Annotated in this window: 11 protein-coding genes; 10 read left to right on the top strand and 1 reads right to left on the bottom strand. The window is 30.1% G+C overall.

The window, feature by feature from the left end; genetic code table 11:
• Positions 1 to 455 precede the first annotated feature (455 nt).
• From Q3304_RS11845 to Q3304_RS11800, 10 genes are all read left to right on the top strand, one after another.
• Positions 456 to 1,526 carry an ABC transporter ATP-binding protein gene (locus Q3304_RS11845; protein WP_054271861.1) on the top strand — a complete coding sequence of 357 codons (1,071 nt, stop codon included), beginning with the start codon at positions 456 to 458 and terminating at the stop codon, positions 1,524 to 1,526.
• A complete protein-coding gene (locus tag Q3304_RS11840) occupies positions 1,510 to 2,379 on the top strand; it encodes a carbohydrate ABC transporter permease (protein ID WP_074179237.1) in 870 nt (289 codons plus the stop codon). The genes Q3304_RS11845 and Q3304_RS11840 overlap by 17 nt, the downstream gene beginning before the upstream one ends.
• A gap of 37 nt (positions 2,380 to 2,416) precedes the next feature.
• The gene (locus tag Q3304_RS11835; RefSeq protein WP_407814424.1) at positions 2,417 to 3,277 is read left to right on the top strand and encodes a carbohydrate ABC transporter permease; all 861 of its coding nucleotides are present in this window, start codon (positions 2,417 to 2,419) and stop codon (positions 3,275 to 3,277) included.
• A 30-nt stretch (positions 3,278 to 3,307) separates the two neighbouring features.
• Positions 3,308 to 4,612 (top strand): ABC transporter substrate-binding protein, encoded by a 1,305-nt coding sequence (locus Q3304_RS11830; RefSeq protein ID WP_054271858.1) that lies wholly within the window; start codon positions 3,308 to 3,310, stop codon positions 4,610 to 4,612.
• A gap of 62 nt (positions 4,613 to 4,674) precedes the next feature.
• Positions 4,675 to 5,937, top strand: coding sequence for an alkaline phosphatase family protein (locus Q3304_RS11825; RefSeq protein WP_407814425.1), 1,263 nt, complete (start codon positions 4,675 to 4,677; stop codon positions 5,935 to 5,937).
• A gap of 149 nt (positions 5,938 to 6,086) precedes the next feature.
• Positions 6,087 to 8,093: an excinuclease ABC subunit UvrB gene (gene uvrB, locus Q3304_RS11820; protein WP_054271856.1), complete on the top strand. Its 2,007-nt coding sequence runs from the start codon at positions 6,087 to 6,089 to the stop codon at positions 8,091 to 8,093.
• 18 nt (positions 8,094 to 8,111) lie between these two features.
• Positions 8,112 to 10,937, top strand: coding sequence for an excinuclease ABC subunit UvrA (gene uvrA / locus Q3304_RS11815; RefSeq protein ID WP_219673707.1), 2,826 nt, complete (start codon positions 8,112 to 8,114; stop codon positions 10,935 to 10,937).
• Between the two features lie 257 nt (positions 10,938 to 11,194).
• Entirely contained in the window at positions 11,195 to 13,012 is a 1,818-nt protein-coding gene (uvrC, locus tag Q3304_RS11810; RefSeq protein WP_074179240.1) for an excinuclease ABC subunit UvrC, read from the top strand.
• Positions 13,012 to 13,941 carry an HPr(Ser) kinase/phosphatase gene (hprK, locus tag Q3304_RS11805; protein WP_054271853.1) on the top strand — a complete coding sequence of 310 codons (930 nt, stop codon included), beginning with the start codon at positions 13,012 to 13,014 and terminating at the stop codon, positions 13,939 to 13,941. The genes uvrC and hprK overlap by 1 nt, the downstream gene beginning before the upstream one ends.
• Before the next feature lie 146 nt (positions 13,942 to 14,087).
• Complete coding sequence (locus tag Q3304_RS11800; RefSeq protein ID WP_407814426.1) at positions 14,088 to 15,884, top strand: MutS-related protein; 1,797 nt, start codon at positions 14,088 to 14,090, stop codon at positions 15,882 to 15,884.
• 122 nt (positions 15,885 to 16,006) lie between these two features.
• Here the strand turns inward: Q3304_RS11800 and Q3304_RS11795 are convergent, their stop codons facing one another.
• Positions 16,007 to 17,788: an NADH-dependent [FeFe] hydrogenase, group A6 gene (locus Q3304_RS11795; protein ID WP_407814427.1), complete on the bottom strand. Its 1,782-nt coding sequence runs from the start codon at positions 17,786 to 17,788 to the stop codon at positions 16,007 to 16,009.
• Between the last annotated feature and the right edge of the window lie 16 nt (positions 17,789 to 17,804).

The following is a 17,804-nucleotide window of genomic DNA, read 5'->3' as shown; positions in this document are numbered from 1 at the left end:
GAGTAAATTTATTAAAATTAAAAAAAGTTTTGTTTTTTATGTTTAGACCCTACAAATTTGGGACATAATATAATTGTAAAACTTAATATAGCAAAAATAAATTACTCAATCTCCCCCACTTAAAGGCCTCTATCCCCCATAGAGGTCTTTTTTATTTTCTTTTACTTTCAACTCTAATCTTATAAAAATAAAGAGTCTTATATATCATTCTGTAAATTAAAATTCTCTTGTTATACTAAATATTAAATATAGAAACTATAGAAAGTTATAAATAATATAAATAGCATATTCATTTAAGTTTAGTATATTTAACAAAAAATGTTTATAATTTAACCTTCATTTTAATAAGTTTACTATATATTCACTTTGTCTTAATATATCCTTTACAAATTAAGAGTATTATTAATCTATAAGCAAATCATAAAATGAAATCAAATATTTTAGGAGGATAAAAAATGGCAGATATAAGACTAGAAAATGTCACAAAATCTTATAATAAAAAAAATACCGTTATAGAAAACTTAAATCTTACTATAGAAGATGGTTCTTTTACAGTGTTGGTAGGCCCAAGTGGATGTGGTAAATCTACTACACTAAGAATGATTGCAGGTCTTGAAGATATAACTTCAGGTAAATTAAAAATTGAAGAAAATGATGTAACAAAAACGGATGCTAGTAAAAGAGATATAGCTATGGTATTTCAGAACTATGCGTTATATCCACACATGACTGTCAAAGAAAATATAGAATTTGGTCTTAAGAATAAGAAAGTACCTAAAGAAGAGAGAGAACAACTTATAACAGAAGTTATTGATGTGGTAGGATTACAAGAATATTTAAATGTGAAACCAGGTAATTTATCTGGAGGTCAAAGACAAAGAGTAGCACTTGCTAGAGCTATGGTTAAAAATCCAAAGGTATTTTTAATGGATGAGCCATTATCAAATTTAGATGCTAAATTAAGAAACCAAATGAGAACAGAATTAATACAATTACATCAAAAACTAAAATCTACATTTGTTTATGTAACTCATGACCAAGTTGAGGCAATGTCGATGGCAGATAAGATAGTGATAATGAACAAAGGTAAGATAATGCAAATAGGTTCCCCAAAAAAAATATATCAAAATCCTAAAAACTTATTTGTAGCCCAGTTTATTGGAAATCCTTGCATGAATATACTAAATATCAAAAATGATGTTAAGCTTGGATTTAGACCAGAAAAAGCAACACTAGAGAGTATAAATATAGATGGAAAAAATGATGGTGTATTTAGCTTATTTGGAAAAGTAGTTACTAAAGAAGTCTTGGGAAATGAAACTATATATTGTCTATCTGTTCTTGATAGTGAGATAAGAGTTAAAACAGAAAATGATATATTTGATATTGGAAGAACCTTAAGAATAAGCGTGTTAGAAAAAGATTTATATTATTTTGATAAGTATGGAGAAAGAGTAGAAGATTTAAAAAAATGTAAAAATATGTATTCTAAAATCAAAGGAGATATTTATGAAAAAGCAATTTAACAAAGCATATTTATATATAACACCTGCTATTATAGGAACTCTTTTGTTTATAGTATATCCAATAATCAAGACAATATCTTTAAGTTTTAAATCAGGAAGTCTTCTTAGTTCGACTTTTGAAAATGTAGGTTTAAATAACTATACAGAACTCTTAAAGAATCCAGAATTCATACAAACTATAACTAATACAGCAATTTATACTTTCTTTATGGTAGTTATATCTATTTCATTAGCTATAGTACTTGCTGTTTGGTTAAATAAAAACTCTATAATACACAATTTAACGCAAAGTATAATCTTTACACCACATGTAATTTCACTAGTATCTGTAGCTGTATTGTGGCTTTGGATTATGGAGCCACAATATGGCTTTTTAAACTGGATACTGTCAACACTACATTTACCAACATCAAAATGGCTTTCAAGTGAAAGCTCAGCTTTAATGTCACTGATTCTAATAGGAATATGGAAAACTCTTGGATATAATATTTTAATAGTGTTGTCAGGTCTTAAATCCATACCAAACTATATATATGAGGCATCTAAATTAGATAACGCGAACAAGATAACTAATTTCTTTAAAGTGACATTGCCATTATTGTCACCAACAATATTTTTTCTTATGATAACAACAACAACTGCATCATTTCAAGTGTTTGATGAGATAAGTATAATGACACAAGGTGGGCCATTAGGTTCAACCAATATGTTGTCTTATTATATATATGAGTCTGGATTTATATATTATGATATAGGACAAGCAAGTGCAGCGAGTATGTTTTTACTAGCTATAGTTATGATTGCTACATATGCTAATTTCAGATTACTGTCAAAGAAAGTTCACTATCAATAAAAAAATAGACATAAGGCCTATCAAGAAGGAGGAGAAAATGGATATTATACAACCTATCAAAAAAGACAAAATTAATATAAAGAAAATAGCATCAAAATCAATAGAAGTATTAGTTTTATTACTTTTATCTGCAATATTTATATTTCCTTTTATATGGATGTTATCGACATCTTTTAAAAATCCACAAGAAATGATGCAATTACCACCTACTATAATACCAAATGATATAGTGTTAGAAAATTATAGCACAGCATGGAATTCAGGACCATTTTTTAGATATTTACTAAACAGTGTATTTGTAACAGGAAGTGTTTTAATCATACAGTTTTTAGTGATGGTTCCAGCATCTTATGCATTTTCTAAAATTAGATTTAAAGGCGAAAAGGTATTATTTGGACTTTTACTTATAGGGCTTATGATTCCACCACAAGTAACTTTTTTACCAGTATATATGATGATGAGTAAGTTTGGATTTATAAATACATATGTTCCACTTATAATTCCATTTATGACATCTTCATTTGGTATATTTCTACTTAGACAAAATTTCATGCAGATTTCAGATGAGATTATTGAAGCAGCTAAACTAGATAATGCTTCTGATTTAAAGATAATGTTTAAAGTAATGGTTCCTATGGCAAAACCAGCAGTAATAACATTTATATTATTCAATTTTATATATCATTGGAACAATTACTTCTGGCCTCTAGTAATGACAAATACAGATGCCATAAGAACTTTACCAATAGGGGTGGCACTTCTTAAGTCTTCAGAAGGAATTACTGCATGGAATGTAATAATGGCAGGAAATATAATTCTAATTTTACCAATAATTCTTGTATATATATTTGCAAATAAAAAGGTAAAAGAAGCTTTTATGTATTCAGGAATAAAATAAAAAATTAAAGACTAAATTTGGAGGATGAAAATGAAGCTTAAAAGAAAATTAGCAACAGGATTAGCAATAACATTATTATTAGGTTCTTTAGTTGGGTGTTCAAATTCTAATGATTCAAATACATCTAAAGGGGAAAAAACTGATAGCAATATTACAAAGATAGATTTCTGGGCTCCTTTGGGTGGAACTAATGGAGAAACTGCACAAAAAATGGTTGACCAGTTTAATAGTGAGCATAAAGATGTACAAGTAAATATGCTAAAACAGAAAGATTACTATGAAAATGCAACAAAATTACAGGCAGCCTTAACTTCTAAAGACCAACCAGATGTAACATTACTAGAAATAACTCAAACAGGTACATTTGCATCAGCAGGAGCTTTAGTAGATATGAGCAAGTATTTTGATAAAACATACCAAGAAAGATTTTTTTCTGGTCTTTTAACAAATTCATATTACGAAAACAAGTTTGTTGGGATGCCATTTAATAGAAGTACTCCAATATTATACATAAATAAAGATATGGCAACTAAAGCAGGTCTTGACCCTTCAGGTCCAAAGTCATGGGAAGAACTTAAAAATTATGCTAGTAAGATGACGAATAAATCAGAAGATACTTATGGTTTTGAAACACCAATAGATATTTGGTTCTATGAAGCTATGGTAATGCAAAGTGGTGGAGAAATAACTAATGGTAAAAAAGTAGCGTTTAATAATGAAGCAGGGCAAGCACCAGTTAAATTCTGGCAAGATATGATGAAAGATGGAATAATGAAAATGCCTCCTGGAGAAGATTATAATGCTTGGGATGTGGCAAAACAAGATTTTGTAAATGGTAAAGTAGGCATGATATTTACATCAACAGCTGATTTAGCAGGACTTATGCAACAAACAGAAGGTAAATTTGAAATATCAACAGCATTTTTACCAAAGAATCAAAAATACGCAACTCCTACAGGTGGAGCAAATCTAGTTATGCTTGAAGGTGGAACAGATAAAGAAAAAGAAGCAAGTGCAGAATTTATAAAATGGATGACTCAAACAGATAAGATAGTTCAATTCAGTTCATCAACAGGGTACTTACCAACAACTGAAGATGCAACTAAGTCTGAAAAATTACAAACACTATATAAAGAGAAACCTCAATATAAAGTTGCAACTGACCAGTTACAATATGCTGTAGCACTTCCAATGTTAAATGGATATAAAGAAGCAACTGATAAGCTAATGGATGAAATTAAAAAGGGACTTACTGACTTAAATGTATCTCCAAAAGATGCAGTAAGTAAAGGAACTTCTGCAATGCAAGCAGTAATAGATAAAACAAATAAATAATTATTTATAGCCATAAACTGATTAAAAGTATTTAATAATATATGAATGAAGAGGTAATGTAAATGACAAAAGTTATAGTATTATCAGTAGATTCTTTATTTGAAAAAGACTTGAAATTCGTAAAAAATCTCCCAAATTTTAAATCTATATTAGAGAATTGCTCTATAGTAAAAAATATAAATTGTGTATATCCTACTTTAACATATCCATGCCATACTAGCATGGTTACAGGAGTATATCCTAAAAAGCATGGTATATATCATAATGAAAAATTTGACCCAAATAAAGAAAGCAAAGATTGGTATTGGTATTCAAAGGATATAAAAACAAAAACTATTTTAGATGTAGCAAAAGAAAATAATTTAACTACAGCTAGTGTATTATGGCCTGTAATGGGAGCAAATCCAAATATAGACTTTAATATTGCAGAAATATGGGCACCTAATAGAGAAGATAATCCAAGAGAGACTTTTGAAAAAAGTTCTAGTAAGATTATAATGGATAGTATTTATAATAAACATTGTCATTATATTGATTGGAAGCTAGAACCTAACATGGATTTGTTTGGATTAAACTGTGCAGTAGATATTATAAAGGACTATAAGCCTGATTTAATGTTGATACATTTGGCGACATTGGACCATACAAGACATAATTATGGATTATTTAATGAGCAAGTGGATGAAGCATTGAAAATGAATGATGAATGGCTAGGAGATATAATTCAAGCTACAAGGGATGCAGGTACATATGAAGATACAAACTTTATAATACTTGGAGACCATGGTCATCTTAGAGTTGACAAAGTTATAAATCCAAATGTTTTACTTGAATCAAGAGGATTTATAACAGTAGAAGATGGAGAAGTTAAACATTTTGATGCCTACGTAAATTCTTCTGGTATATCCGCTCAGATAATAGTAAATAACTTAGATAGATTAACAGAGTTAAGAGAACTACTTGAGGAGTTTAAAGAAGAATTATTCATAGAAAATATTTTTAGCAAAGAGGAAGCATCTGAACTTGGTCTTGAAGGTGATTTTGAAATGGTAATTGAAGGAATTGAAGGAATTTCGTTTGGTAATGATGTAGAAGGAAATATTATAAAGGATTCTGATATAAAAGATTATAAATTTGCTGTTGCAACACATGGTCATTTACCTACTAAGGGTAATAGACCTCCATTTATAGCTTTTGGACCTAATATTAAAAGTGGTGTGGTTATAGAGAATGGAGATTTGAGGGCACATGCAGCAACTATATTAAAGTTATTTGGTTTAACGTTGGATGGAGCTGAAAAAGAGGCATTTGATTTTATCATATAAATTGGATGAAGTATTTATTTTCCATGTATTATAGACTTCTATTGTAAAGATAGAAGTCTTTTTTTATATTTTAGATTTAAGTAAAATTTAAATGGGTAAAATATTTAAAATAACTTAAACAATTTTATAAAGGTATGATATAATAATAAATGTTAGGAACTAATGTTCGAAAAAGGAGTGATACCGTGGATTTTAAAATAAAATCAGACTTCAAACCTACAGGTGACCAACCAGAAGCTATTAAATCAATAGTGGATTCTATAAATAGAAATGAGAAATTTTCAACATTATTAGGAGTAACAGGTTCAGGAAAAACATTCACAATGGCAAACATCATTCAACAAGTTAAAAAACCTACCCTAATAATGGCTCACAATAAGACACTAGCAGCACAGCTTTACAGTGAGTTTAAAGAATTTTTCCCAGACAATGCAGTTGAATATTTTGTAAGTTACTATGATTACTATCAACCAGAAGCATATGTAGCTCACAGTGACACTTATATAGAAAAAGATGCAAGCATAAATGATGAAATAGATAAACTTCGACATTCTGCTACGGCATCTATTTTAGAAAGAAGAGATACTATAATAATATCATCTGTATCTTGTATATATGGACTGGGTGATCCAAAAGACTATAAAGAACTTATGCTATCTATAAGACCAGGTATGCAAAGAGACAGAGATGATGTAATAAAAAGGTTAATAGAGATACAATACGAAAGAAATGACATAAATTTTACAAGAGGCACCTTTAGAGTTAGAGGAGATATACTAGAGATATTCCCAGCAAGTAACGATGAGAAAGCAATAAGAATAGAGTTTTTTGGTGATGAGGTAGATAGAATAACAGAGATTGATTATGTAACAGGAAAGATTGTTGGTACTAGAAACCACATTGTTATATTCCCCGCATCTCACTATGTAACAACACCAGAAAGAATTGAAAAGGCAATTGTAGAAATAGAGGACGAACTTCAAGAGCAAATAAAATTTTTTAAGGAAAATGATAGACTTTTAGAAGCTCAAAGAATTGAACAAAGGACTAAGTACGATATAGAAATGCTAAAAGAAATAGGATTTTGTCAAGGTATAGAGAACTACTCAAGACATATTACAGGTAGAGAAGAAGGAGAAAAGCCATATACTTTAATGGATTTCTTTCCAGATGATTATTTAATAATTGTAGATGAGGCACATGTTACTATACCACAAGTAAGAGGTATGTATGCAGGAGATAGGTCTAGAAAGACATCTCTTATAGAGAATGGATTTAGATTACCTTCCGCACTTGACAATAGACCATTAAATTTTCAAGAATTTGAAGGAAATATAAATCAGATGTTGTTTGTAAGTGCTACACCAGGGCCTTATGAAATTCAACATTCAGAAACTATAGCAGAACAAATAATAAGACCAACTGGACTTTTAGACCCAATTGTAGAAGTAAGACCTATCAATAATCAGATAGACAATTTGGTAGGAGAAATAACTAAAACTATAGAAAAAAATGAAAGAGTACTTATAACCACTTTAACTAAAAAAATGAGTGAGGACTTGACTAATTATCTTAAAGAGATAGGGATAAAAGTTAAATATTTACATTCAGATATAGTTACATTAGAAAGAACCGAAATAATAAGAGATTTAAGACTAGGAAAGTTTGATGTACTTGTAGGAATAAATCTACTTAGAGAAGGATTAGATATACCAGAAGTTTCACTTATAGCAATTTTGGATGCTGATAAAGAAGGTTTCTTACGTTCCGAAACAGCGTTAATACAGACTATTGGACGTGCAGCTAGAAATGAAAATGGAAGAGTAATCATGTATGCAGACAGAATAACTGATTCAATGCAAAATGCTATTGATGAGACAAAGAGAAGAAGAGATATACAAAATCTATATAATGAAGAACATAATATTACTCCTAAGACTATACAAAAAAGTATAAGAGATAGTATAGAAGCTACTAAGGTAGCAGAGGAAGAAGTTGTATATGGAATATCTGACACAGATGATAAAGATGAAATAAGAGATAATATAGAAAAATTAAAATCAGAGATGATGGAGGCTGCTCAAAACTTACAATTTGAGAGAGCAGCAGAACTTAGAGATAAAGTAAAACAATTAGAAGAAAAATTGGAAAAATAGAAAGGTAAAAACAACATTATGGAAGATAAAATTATAATAAGAGGAGCAAAAGAGCATAATTTAAAAAATGTAGATTTAGAATTACCAAGAGATAAATTTATTGTTTTTACAGGGTTATCAGGTTCTGGAAAGTCTTCTTTGGCATTCGATACAATATATGCAGAAGGTCAAAGAAGATATGTAGAGAGTCTATCAGCCTATGCTAGACAATTTTTAGGTCAAATGGAAAAGCCAAATGTAGAATATATTGAGGGGTTATCACCAGCTATATCAATCGACCAGAAGACTACTTCAAAAAACCCACGTTCTACTGTTGGAACAGTAACAGAAATATATGACTATTTAAGATTATTATTTGCAAGAGTAGGAGATGTATATTGTCCTACATGTGGTGAAAAAATAAGTCAAATGACTATCCAAGAAATAGTTGATAAAATGCTAGATTTTCCAGATAGAACGAAATTACAAATACTTTCACCAATTGTTAGAGGTCAAAAAGGTACACATAAAAAGGTTTTTGATAATATCAAAAAAGAAGGATTTGTAAGAGTTAGAGTCAATGGTGAAAATTATGAAGTTAGCGATGATATAGTTCTGAATAAAAATCAAAAACATAATATAGAAGTTGTGGTAGACAGAATAGTAATTAAAGATGGAATTGAATCTAGATTGGCAGATTCGATTGAGACTGCAGTTAAGTTATCAGATGGTCTTGTAATAGCTCAAATAATAGAGGGAGAAGAAATTCTTTTTTCAACTAAATTTGCATGTCCAGAACATGGAATTGGTATAGAAGAATTATCTCCAAGAATGTTCTCATTTAATGCTCCTTTTGGTGCTTGTGATGTTTGTAATGGTCTTGGAGAAAGTAAAGAAGTTGACCCAGAGTTAGTCGTACCAAATAAAGATTTGTCAATAAAACAAGGTGCTGTTGCAGCGTGGGGGTCAACAGGTGTTAATGATGATACTTACTATAGTAAAATGATAAAAAGTTTAGCAGAACATTTTAATGTATCTTTGACAACACCATTTAAAGATTTACCAGAGGATTTTGTTGAGGAATTACTTTATGGTAAGGACAATATAATTGTAGAGTTTACTTATGAATCAAAATTTGGAGGAACTAGAAATTATAAGTCGTACTTTGAAGGAGTAATAGTAAACTTAGAGAGAAGATACAACGAAACTAACTCGGAGTACATGAGAGATAAGATTGAAGAATATATGGCAGAAAGACCATGTCCAAAATGTAAAGGTATGAGACTTAAAAAAGAAGTCCTATCTGTTTTGGTTGATGGTAAAAACATAATGGAAGTTACAAATTTATCTGTAAATGAATTAATTGATTTTATGGAAAATATAACCCTTACAGAGAAACAGAGATTTATAGCTCATGAGATTATAAAAGAAATAAAAGGAAGAGCTATGTTCTTAAGAGATGTAGGTCTTGATTATTTGAATTTATCAAGAAAAGCTGGAACTCTATCAGGAGGGGAAGCACAACGTATAAGATTAGCAACTCAAATAGGTTCTGCACTTGTTGGGGTTTTATATGTACTTGATGAACCAAGTATAGGACTTCATCAAAGAGACAATGATAGGCTTATAGGTACACTTAGACACTTAACAGACCTAGGAAATACCTTAATTGTTGTAGAGCATGACGAAGACACAATGAGAGAGGCTGATTATGTTTTAGATATTGGACCAGGCGCAGGTATACATGGTGGTGAGATAGTTGCACAAGGAACTTTGGATGAAATAATTAAAAATGAAAACTCAATAACAGGTCAGTATCTAAGTGGTAAAAAACAAATATTACTTCCTGAGACTACTAGAGAAGGAAATGGAAATTTTATAGAAATAATTAAAGCATCAGAAAATAATCTAAAAAATATAGATATAAAATTCCCATTAGGTAAGTTTACTTGTATAACAGGTGTTTCAGGCTCTGGTAAAAGTACACTAATAAATGACATACTTTACAAGGGTGTAGCAAGTAAAGTAAATAGACTTAAACAAAGAGCTGGTAAACATAAAGAAATAAAAGGAATTGAAAATATAGATAAAGTTATAAATATAGACCAAAGCCCAATTGGAAGAACACCTCGTTCAAATCCTGCTACTTATACAGGTGTATTTGATTTTATAAGAGATATTTTTGCAGCAACTAATGAAGCTAAGGCAAGAGGTTATAAAAAAGGAAGATTTAGTTTCAATGTAAAAGGTGGGAGATGTGAAGCTTGTAAGGGTGATGGAATAATAAAAATAGAAATGCATTTCTTACCTGATGTATATGTTCCTTGTGAAATTTGTAAGGGTGAAAGATATAATAGAGAAACACTACAAGTAAAATACAAAGATAAAACTATATCTGATATATTGGATATGAATGTGGAAGAAGCTGTTGAGTTTTTCGAAAACATACCAAATATAAAAAGAAAATTAGAAACTTTAATGGATGTAGGTCTTTCATACATCAAATTAGGTCAGCCTTCAACTCAATTATCAGGAGGAGAAGCACAACGTATAAAATTAGCTGCTGAGCTTAGTAAAAGACCAACAGGAAAGACATTGTATATATTAGATGAGCCTACTACTGGACTTCATATGGCAGATGTAGACAAGCTAATCCAAGTGCTACAAAGATTAGCAGATACAGGAAATACAATTATAGTTATAGAACATAATTTAGATGTCATAAAGACTTGTGATTATGTAATAGACCTAGGACCAGAAGGTGGAGATAAAGGTGGAACTGTAGTTGCAACTGGAACACCAAAAGAAGTATCTAAAGTTGATGGGTCTTATACTGGTCAATTTTTAAAGAAATATTTTTCTTAAATCATCTAAAATGTGATAAGTTTTAAAATTAGAGATATAAGCTGATTATATCTTTTAGAAGCTAATTAAATATAAGTTGTAAGCAGTCAATAAAAGTATAAAGTCCATATTGCTCTTCATAAGGTTTGTTTTTAAATCAATTATGGAAGGGGAATATGGACTTTAACTTGTTTAGAGTACTGGAAACTGTATAACTTTTTAAATTTCACATTTTAGGGTATAATTTTAATATAAAATTTAATGTTTTGGAGGGCTATATGTTTGATATACAAGAACATTTAAAAAAATTACCTTCTGAGCCCGGAGTATATTTAATGAAAGATAAATACGACCATATAATATATGTGGGAAAAGCCATATCTTTAAAAAATAGGGTAAGGCAGTATTTTCAATCTTCAAAAAACCATACATCTAAAGTAAAATCTATGGTTAAAAATATATATAAATTTGAGTATATTATAACGGATTCAGAGTTGGAGGCATTAATACTTGAATGTAATCTAATAAAAAGATACAGACCTAAGTATAATGTAGTACTTAGAGATGATAAAACTTATCCATATATCAAAGTAACTACAAATGAAGATTATCCGAGAATCTTAAAGGTTAGAAGAGTTCTTAAAGATAAGGCAAAGTATTTTGGACCATATACTAATATAACTGCTGTGAATGATACTTTGGAACTTATAAATAGTACCTATCCAATAAGAAGTTGTAAAATAGATATCGAAAAAGCGATAAAGAATAAAACAAGACCCTGTTTAAATCTGCATATAAATAAATGTCTAGGGCCTTGTACAGGAAATGTTTCTAAAGAAGAATATGGAAAGATGATAGAAGAAATTATAATGTGCTTATCTGGTAAAGAAGAGAAATTGATGGAGCTTTTAAAGGAAAAAATGAATGAGAGTTCTATGAATTTTAGATTTGAGGAAGCTGCGGTATATAGAGATAAAATAAAGAGTCTTGAAGAGATGATACAGAAACAGAAAATAGACACTAATGTAAGTGACTTAAATCAAGATGTGGTTGCAATGGCAAGAGCCCATAATGAAGCCTGTGTACAGGTATTTTTTATCAGAAATGGTAAGATTGTAGGTAGGGAACATTTTATATTAGAAGGTGTAATGGATAGCCCAAGAGCCTCTATATTAGGTTCATTTGTAAAACAATTTTACAATGAACAAGAGTATATACCAAAAGAATTAATTATAGAAGATGAGATAGAAGATAGTTCTATATTAGAGGAATGGTTGTCATCCAAAAAAGGTCAAAAAGTAACTATAAGAGTACCACAAAAAGGAGAAAAGAAAAGCTTAGTTGAAATGGTAAGAAAAAATGCTATAGAGTATCTTGAAAAGTTTTCTGATATGAATAAGAGAAAATATGAAAAGAGTATTGGAGCATTAGAAGAATTAAAACGTCTATTAAATCTAGCAAAGTTACCAATAAGGATAGAGGCTTATGACATATCAAATATACAAGGCGTAGACTCGATTGGCTCTATGGTAGTATATACAAATGCTAAAAAAGATAAAAAAGAATATAGAAGATATAAAATAAAAACAGTCATTGGACCTAATGATTATGATTCTATGGCTGAAATTGTAGATAGACGATTAAAACATGGAAATTTACCTGACTTGATATTATTGGATGGTGGAAAAGGACAAGTTAGCGCAGTAAAAAAAGTATTAGAACTTAATGATGTAGATATACCTCTTTGGGGAATGTACAAGGATGATAAGCATAGAACCAAGGGATTGATATGTAAAGGAAAAGAAATAGAGCTAGATAAAACAACCAATTTATATAGATTTATTGCTAGTATACAAGAAGAGGTTCATAATTATGCAATAACATATCATCGAAGTTTAAGAAATAAAGCTTTGACAAAATCTATCTTAGATGATATACAAGGAATAGGTGAAAAAAGAAAGAAATCATTATTAAATCACTTCAAAGATGTAGATGCTATAAAAAAAGCTACTATGGAAGAACTTTTAGAAGTAGAGGGAATGAATAAAAGCATTGCAGATAATGTTTATAATTTTTTTAGGAAGGAAGAAAATTAATGGAAACTAGCAATAAGGTATCGATAAGAGAGATAATAAAAGACCTGAAGTTAAAAGTAGTGTACATGCCTGATGATGTAGATTATTATGTCTACTCTCAAGATATAAATAGACCAGGGTTACAGTTTGCAGGATATTTTGATTACTTTGCGTATGAAAGAATACAAATAGTTGGGAAGACAGAATATAATTTCTTTGGATTAATGGATAATACTATTAGAGAAGAAGTGTTGGATAGATTTTTCTCATATGAAATACCTGCTCTAATAATCTCTAGAGACTTGGAAATCAAGCCAGATGTAATTGAAAAAGCTAAAAAATATAAGAGAATACTTTTGAGTACAAATAGAAACACAACTAGACTTATAAATAGACTATCAAATTATTTGGATAATAAATTAGCACCACACACAACAATTCATGGTGTGTTAGTTGATATTTATGGAATAGGTGTACTGATAAAAGGTGAAAGTAGTATAGGAAAGTCAGAAACAGCATTAGAACTGATTCAAAGAGGAAATAGACTAGTTGCAGATGATGCTGTGGAAATAAGAAAACTGGATGAAAGTATGCTGATGGGACAGTCACCTGAATTGATAAGACATTTTCTTGAGATAAGAGGAATAGGGATAATAGATGTTAGAAGTCTATATGGAGTAGGAGCAATTAAAAATTCTAAAATGATAGATTTAGTAGTTCATCTAGAAGCTTGGGATGAGACTAAGTATTATGACAGACTTGGGCTTGATAAAGAATATGAAGAGATACTTGGTGTCAATGTAGAGAAACTAGTTGTACCTGTTAAGCCTGGAAGAAATACTGCTATGATATTAGAAGTAGCAGCAATGAATTTTAGACAAAGAGGAATGGGATATGATGCAGCACAAGAGTTTACTAAAAAACTATCAAAATTAATTGATACTAAGTAGTGTAGACTGATATTAAAATTAAGTTGTATCTAATATTTATTAATAATATATATTAGATAAGGATAATTTAAAGTAATAGATTAAAACTGCACTAGATTAATTTTATATTTGGATTTTATTATATAACAAGAAAGTTGGAATTTTTTATGGGAATAGACTATTTTAGTAAACTTTTAGAAAGTACTACTGAAAAAGAATTGCTCTTAAGTAAAAAGTCAAATAATATAAGTACAGCGAGATTAATCTCTTTTTTGATAGTGATAGTAGGATTTGCTATTGGACTTTACAATAAAAATATAGTGGGTGTTTTTGTTGGAGTTGTAGCGATTGTAGCGTTTATAGCACTCTTAGTTATTCATAATAAAGTAAAAGAAGAAGAAATGTATTTTAAAAGTAAGATTGATGTAATAGACAAGTATATAAAACGATTTGGAGATGGCTGGAAAGAATTTAAAATAGATGGTAAAGAATACTTAGAAGATGAAAATTCACAAGCAAAAGATTTAGATTTGTTTGGAAGAGCTTCATTGTATCAATATATCTGTGTGGCTAATACATCTTATGGTAAGAAGTCTTTGGCTAAGTCATTATGGAATGAAAATCCAGATGAGAAGATAATCTTAGAGAGACAAATAGCAATAAAAGAACTTTTATCAAAAGATGATTTTTCTATTCATATTCAAACACTGAGTAATATAATTGGTAAGGAGCAAAAAAATAATTCTGATGGTAGTATAGAAGCATTCATAGAGTATGGAGAGAATAAGGATGTATATATACCAAAATGGATGCATATTTTTACTTGGGGTCTACCTACTGCTACAATCCTATCTTTTATATTTTTTACATTAGGTTTTTTACCTATTTTGCCTGTTTTTCTACTTTTCATAATACAGTTGGGATTTAGTGGTTTTGGGCATACGAAACTTATGCAGACTCTTTCACCATTATTTTCATTTAGTAGGAATATACAAGTATATGAAAAGATGTTTGAGGTTTTAGAAAAAGAGACATTTGAGAGTGATTACTTAAAAGAATTACAAAAAAAACTTTCTAAGGGAAGTGGCGTTTCAAAAGGTATTAAACAACTAAATTCAATAGGAAATGCTGTAAATTTAAGATATAATCAGATATTATATATAATTGCTTGTGGTGTTCTTATGTGGAATTATCATTGTGCAGAATCACTGGAACGATGGAAAGGTGTGTATGGAAATCAAATTAGAGGCTGGCTAGAATCTATTGGAGAATTTGAAGCTCTAATAAGTTTAACAGTTATTGGTCATGTAAAGGAGAATACATGTTTTCCAGTAATAAAACATGAAGACATTCCAAGGCTAAAAGTTGAAGAAGTATATCATCCATTAATAGCAGAAAAAAGTGTTATAGCAAATTCAATACAATTAAATTCTCAGACATGTATTATTACAGGTTCAAATATGTCTGGAAAAACAACATTTTTAAGAAGTATAGGAGTAAATTTAGTATTAGCATATGCAGGAGGACCAGTATGTGCTAAGAATTTTGATGCAACTTGTATGGCTATATTTACATCTATGAGAATACAAGATGATGTAAGCCAAGGAATATCAACTTTTTATGCTGAGATTCTTAGAATAAAATCAATGATTCAATATAGCTTAAAAGAATTACCAATGTTGGTTTTAGTGGATGAGATTTTTAAGGGAACTAACTCTGCTGATAGAATTATTGGAGCAAGTGAGGCAGTAAAGAAATTATCAAGACCATGGGTTATAAGTATGGTTACAACACATGATTTTGAGTTATGTGACCTTTCAGGTAGTGGAGATGTTGAAGTTGTAAACTATCATTTCTCAGAGTACTATGTAGATGATAAAATTCATTTTGACTATATGATAAAAGATGGAAGATGTAAAACTACAAATGCAAAACAACTTATGAAAATGGCTGGAATTCTTTAATTAATATATAAGACTAGGAAGTTGTATTAAAGTAAACTAATAAGGATTGTCTTAAAGTACTTAAGAGTATTTTAAGACAATCCTTTTATTTAATAACACTTAATTTTTATAATTATTAGAGCTTATTTAGATTCCTCACAAGCACATTCTTGTGGGCATTCTCCATAAATACAACTCTTATCGAAGTAATGAGTATGAAGGTATTTATGAGCTACATCACTATTTGGGTCTCCAAAGAAGTCTTTATAAATAGCCTGTAAATCAGGATTTTCATGAGATTTACGAATAGCTTTATTTCTATCTATTTCATATAATGCATTTGCACGTCTATCAACTATTTCAGTATTACCATGGTGATAAGGTTGACCAGCACCTCCAACACATCCACCAGGACATGCCATAACTTCTATAATGTGATATTTACATTCTCCACTTCTAACCTTATCCATAATCTTTCTAGCATTTTTAAGTGTATTTACAATACACACATTAACTGTAGTTCCATCAACATCTATGCTTGCTTCTCTGATTCCTTTAAGACCTCTAACATTAGTAAAGTTTACATTATCTAAAGTCTTATTAGTTATCTTTTCATATGAAGTACGTAGAGCAGCTTCTAGAACTCCACCACTTGCTCCAAATATAGATGCAGCACCTGTAGATTTTCCTAAAGGATTATCAAAATCTTGGTCTTGAAGATTAGGTAAATCGATAGCAGCTTCTTTTATCATTTTAGCTAATTCTCTAGTAGTGATAGAAAGGTCAACATCTAGTATTCCAGACTCACTTAATTCTTCTCTTGAAGCTTCATATTTTTTAGCTACACAAGGCATTACAGATACAACATAAAGCTCTTCAGGATTGATTCCTAATATTTTAGGTGCATAGTAATTTTTAGCTATAGAACCAAACATACCTTGAGGAGACTTACAGCTAGATGCTAAATTTAACTTATCTGGATAATTATGCTCCAAGAAGTTTACCCATGCAGGACAACAACTAGTCAATATAGGAAGATTTTCACCACTTTGGATTCTTTCTATAAATTCAGTAGCCTCTTCCATGATAGTAAAGTCTGCACCAAAGTTCGTATCAAATACATGTTCAAATCCAAGTGCTTTTAAAGCAGCCACCATTTTTCCTGTAGAAATTGAACCTGGTTCTAATCCAAATTCTTCACCAATTGCAACTCTTACAGCAGGAGCAACTTGAACTACTATAGTTTTTTCTTTTTTATTTAAAATATCCCAAAGCTTAGGTACATTATCTACTTCTGTTAACGCTCCAGTTGGACAGACAGATATACATTGACCACAGAATGTACACTCTGTCTCAACCATATCAGAGTTGAAGAATGTACTAACTAAAGTATTAAATCCACGATTAACTCCAGATAATGCTCCTACTGTTTGTATATCATTACATACAGTTTCACATCTTCTACATAATATACACTTAGAGTGGTCTTTAACTAAAGACTTAGTAGAAGTGTCTTTACCTGCAAAAGATTTAGAGCCTTGATATCTTATTTTTCTTACTCCTAAATCGGCAGCTATAGTCTGTAATTCACAATCTCCATTTTTTTCACATACAAAACAATCTTGTGGATGGTCTGATAACAATAATTCAACAATAGTTCTACGAGCATTTAATGCTTTTGCACTATTAGTTTGAACTCTCATACCTTCCTTTATAACTGTTCCACAAGCTGGAACTAAGCCTCTCTCTGTCTCAACCATACAAACACGACAAGAAGCACAAGTGTCAAGCTTATCTATTTCGTTCATATGTAAATGACAAAGGTTGTGTATTTTTATATTTATTAATTTCGCAGCATCTAAGATAGAAGTTCCACTAGGTGCTGAAACGTGTTTGCCATTAATAGTTAAATTAACTAAACTCATTGTTATTCCTCCTCCA

Source organism: Clostridioides sp. GD02377 (assembly GCF_045899875.1).
GTDB classification, from domain to species: Bacteria; Bacillota; Clostridia; order Peptostreptococcales; family Peptostreptococcaceae; genus Clostridioides; species Clostridioides difficile_A.
Note: the sequence above shows the minus strand (reverse complement) of the source record. Positions and strands in the feature narration are given on the sequence as shown.

Bases quoted from the DNA above. Each gene is read 5' to 3' on its own strand.
- Q3304_RS11845 (WP_054271861.1), top strand. From the start codon at position 456: ATGGCAGATATAAGACTAGAAAATGTCACAAAATCTTATAATAAAAAA.
- Q3304_RS11840 (WP_074179237.1), top strand. From the start codon at position 1,510: ATGAAAAAGCAATTTAACAAAGCATATTTATATATAACACCTGCTATT.
- Q3304_RS11835 (WP_407814424.1), top strand. From the start codon at position 2,417: ATGGATATTATACAACCTATCAAAAAAGACAAAATTAATATAAAGAAA.
- Q3304_RS11830 (WP_054271858.1), top strand. From the start codon at position 3,308: ATGAAGCTTAAAAGAAAATTAGCAACAGGATTAGCAATAACATTATTA.
- Q3304_RS11825 (WP_407814425.1), top strand. From the start codon at position 4,675: ATGACAAAAGTTATAGTATTATCAGTAGATTCTTTATTTGAAAAAGAC.
- uvrB (WP_054271856.1), top strand. From the start codon at position 6,087: ATGTTAGGAACTAATGTTCGAAAAAGGAGTGATACCGTGGATTTTAAA.
- uvrA (WP_219673707.1), top strand. From the start codon at position 8,112: ATGGAAGATAAAATTATAATAAGAGGAGCAAAAGAGCATAATTTAAAA.
- uvrC (WP_074179240.1), top strand. From the start codon at position 11,195: ATGTTTGATATACAAGAACATTTAAAAAAATTACCTTCTGAGCCCGGA.
- hprK (WP_054271853.1), top strand. From the start codon at position 13,012: ATGGAAACTAGCAATAAGGTATCGATAAGAGAGATAATAAAAGACCTG.
- Q3304_RS11800 (WP_407814426.1), top strand. From the start codon at position 14,088: ATGGGAATAGACTATTTTAGTAAACTTTTAGAAAGTACTACTGAAAAA.
- Q3304_RS11795 (WP_407814427.1), bottom strand. From the start codon at position 17,788: ATGAGTTTAGTTAATTTAACTATTAATGGCAAACACGTTTCAGCACCT.